5 protein-coding genes are annotated in these 2,838 nt (G+C 74.9%); 2 read left to right on the top strand and 3 right to left on the bottom strand.

Annotated elements, in window-relative coordinates:
* Positions 1-630: TIGR03086 family metal-binding protein (locus tag AC0CYZ_RS06410; RefSeq protein WP_472213454.1), on the top strand; the 630-nt coding region annotated here is incomplete at its 5' end.
* Positions 627-1,076, top strand: a complete 450-nt coding sequence (locus AC0CYZ_RS06405) for a nuclear transport factor 2 family protein (RefSeq protein WP_472213451.1) — start codon at positions 627-629, stop codon at positions 1,074-1,076. The genes AC0CYZ_RS06410 and AC0CYZ_RS06405, both read left to right, overlap by 4 nt.
* A 7-nt stretch (positions 1,077-1,083) precedes the next feature.
* Here the strand turns inward: AC0CYZ_RS06405 and AC0CYZ_RS06400 are convergent, their stop codons facing one another.
* The 3 genes from AC0CYZ_RS06400 to AC0CYZ_RS06390 all read right to left on the bottom strand — a co-directional run bounded on the left by AC0CYZ_RS06400 (position 1,084) and on the right by AC0CYZ_RS06390 (position 2,474).
* A complete protein-coding gene (locus AC0CYZ_RS06400; protein ID WP_472213449.1) occupies positions 1,084-1,365 on the bottom strand; it encodes a hypothetical protein in 282 nt (93 codons plus the stop codon).
* A gap of 63 nt (positions 1,366-1,428) precedes the next feature.
* On the bottom strand, positions 1,429-1,689 hold the full coding sequence (locus tag AC0CYZ_RS06395) for a hypothetical protein (RefSeq protein ID WP_472213447.1): 261 nt from the start codon (positions 1,687-1,689) through the stop codon (positions 1,429-1,431).
* Positions 1,690-1,697: 8 nt separating this feature from the next.
* A complete protein-coding gene (locus AC0CYZ_RS06390; protein ID WP_472213445.1) occupies positions 1,698-2,474 on the bottom strand; it encodes a GAF and ANTAR domain-containing protein in 777 nt (258 codons plus the stop codon).
* Positions 2,475-2,838: the final 364 nt, after the last annotated feature.

The raw sequence follows: 2,838 nt of genomic DNA, 5'->3' as shown, positions 1-2,838 counted from the left end.
AAGGAGAACCCCGTGACCGACCCGCGCCCCACCCTGCTGTGCGCCGCCGACCAGATCGCCGGCCTCGTCTCCCCCGACCTCCCGCTCGACGCCCCGACCCCCTGCGAGGGCTGGACCGTCGACGACCTGCTCGCCCACCTCGTCACCGTCCACCGGCGCGTCGCCCACGTCGGGCGCGGCGGCCACCCGCACGACCTCCCCCACCAGCTCCCCCAGGCCGGCGCCGCGGCCTACGCCGCCGCCCTCGCGGACGGTCGTCGTGACCTCGCGGAGGTCTGGGGTCCCGACGGGGACCCGGCGCTGCTCGACCGCGACCTCACCGTCCCCTGGGGCGTCGTGCCCGGCCGCGCCGCCGGGTGGGGCTACGTCCGCGAGCTCGCCGTCCACGGCTGGGACCTCGCGAGCGCCCTCGGCCGCACCGACGTCCTCGATCCGGCCCTCGCCGACGTCGTCGTCGACCAGGTCCGCGCCGCGCTCCCGGCCGAGCCCCGCGGTGGCGGCATCCCGTTCGGGCCGGTCGTCGAGGTCCCCGACGACGCCGGGTCCTACGCGCGGCTCGTCGGCTGGCTGGGCCGGGATCCGTCGTGGACCCCGGCACGACACCCGGCGGGGCACACTGGCCGACGGTGACCACACGCGAGGAGGACCCGATGGACGACGCCGCCCTGTCCCCCGCCGCCGCGCGCTCGCTCGCGCGGTGGCACGAGATGATCGCCGCGGGGGACCTCTCCGGCCTCGCGGGGATCGTCCACCCGGACGCGGTGTTCTCCTCGCCGGTCGCGCACACGCCCTACCGCTCCCGTGACGCCGTCGTCCTCGCGGTGTCGACGGCGTACGCCGTGTTCTCCGACTTCGTCTACCACCGCACGTTCGTCGCGGCGGGCGGGCACGACGTGGTCCTGGAGTTCCGCGCGCGGGTCGGCGACCGCGACGTGCACGGCATCGACATGATCGCGTTCGACGACGAGGGGCTCATCGTCGCGGTCGAGGTCATGGTGCGGCCGATGTCCGGCCTGCAGGCCCTCGGGACGGAGATGGCCGCCCGCGTCGGGAAGCAGCTGACGAGCTACGCCTGACCGCGAGTCAGCGGGCGGGTTCGATGTCGTCGAGCCAGGAGCGGACGGTGCGCGCGGTCAGGCCACCGACCGGGGCGAGCAGGTCCCGGAGCTGACCGGTCATCGCGACGACGGCGGCGCGGTCGAGCCGGCCGTCGGTCCCGCTGCGGGCGCTGAGCGCGCGGGCGAGCTCGACGACGCGGTCGCGGTGGCTGCCGTCGAGCCCACCGCGGCTGAGTTCTTCGATGTTCGCCAGCACCGACCGGGCGGCCACCCGGGCCTGCTCCCCGGCCCGGTCCTCCTCGATCACCGCGCCGAGACTACCGGAGCTGGCCGTCAACACAATCGGACGCGACCGAACCTGGGACGGCCCTCACCGTGCCCGCTGGTCGCGGTGCGCGGCGATGGCCGCCGCGAGCTCGTCGGCCTGGGCCCGGACCGCCCGGCTCTCCTCCCCGGCGATGTCCTCGACGGTGCGGCCGAGCAGGTCGGCCAGCCGGACGAGCTCGTCGAGCGCCTCGGTCTCCCGCTCCCCGATCGCGCCCGCGGGACTCTCCTGCACCCGGGAGATCACCCGTCGCAGGGCGTCGGCGGCTTCACGCGCGCTCGACACCTCGTGCTTCTCTCCCGTCACCAGGGGGGCTACCCGGACGCGCTCGCGGCACGCGTGGCGGGCGGCACCGACCCGGCCCGGGGACCTTCGCGGGCGTGGCGCGCGGCGACCTCCCGGGTGAGCCAGCGGGCGACGTCGACCAGCTTCATGTTGGCGTTCTGGGACGACGCCGCCAGCATCTCGAAGGCCGAGGCGTCGTCCAGCGTGAAGCGCTCCATCAGGATGCCCTTGGCCTGGCCGATGACGTCCCGGGTCTCGACGGCGTGCTGGAGCTGGACCGCGCGGTTGGTCCCGAAGAGCACACCGGCCGCCTGCAGCGCGAACAGCTCGGCGACGTGGCAGGAGTAGGTGTCGAAGCTCCCCGGCGCGTGCGAGTAGAGGTTGAGCGCCGCCCGGGTGCCGTCCTCGGTGGACAGCGACACCGACGCCATCGCCCGGTAGCCGGCCTCGACGACCCGGGGCGCGAACCGCGGCCACCGGTCGGCGTCCTCCCCGGCGAGGTCCACGGCGAGCTGGGCACCGCCCTCCGGCGGCTCGTCGATGGCGCTCACGCAGGGGCCGTCGTGGAAGTCGTTCTGCAGCTCGTCGAGCTTGCGGATGTCGTCGCCGGTGGCGCGCAGGGACTCGATGCGCCCGCGGCGCACGAGCGAGACGCTGCCGCCGTCCGCTCCGGGCACGGTGTCGACCGCGGCGACGATGATTCGGCCGAGGGTCATGTCGAGATCGCCGAAGCTGTCATGGTGCACCAGGGAGTGGGAGGCGGCGCGCAGCGCCTCCACCAGCTCGCGGTCGTGCTCGGTGGTCATGGGAGTCCGCTCGTTCGGGGTCTCGCGAGGCGGCGGGGTCCGGGCCGACTGACCGGTCCACGATGCACGGTCGCGCGGCGGGGGGCCACCCCTTGACGTGGGCCCGTGAGGTGCAGGCTCTCCCTCGCCGAGGGTGCGGCCGGCGCCGCGCCGAGCACTCCTGCGCACAGGGGTTCCTCGGGAGGGATCGACAGGAGTGATCCCGGGTGCGCTCGACGCGTGTGTGCCCCGGATGCGCCCCGGGACCCCACCGTCCCCGACGGGGAGGACGACGAGTGACCACGAACGTGCAGCTAGGCTGCAGACGGGCCCCCGTAGCTCAGGGGATAGAGCACCGCTCTCCTAAAGCGGGTGCCGCAGGTTC

Source organism: Actinomycetospora sp. (assembly GCF_055612215.1).
This window is presented reverse-complemented; position numbering and strand designations above follow the sequence as displayed.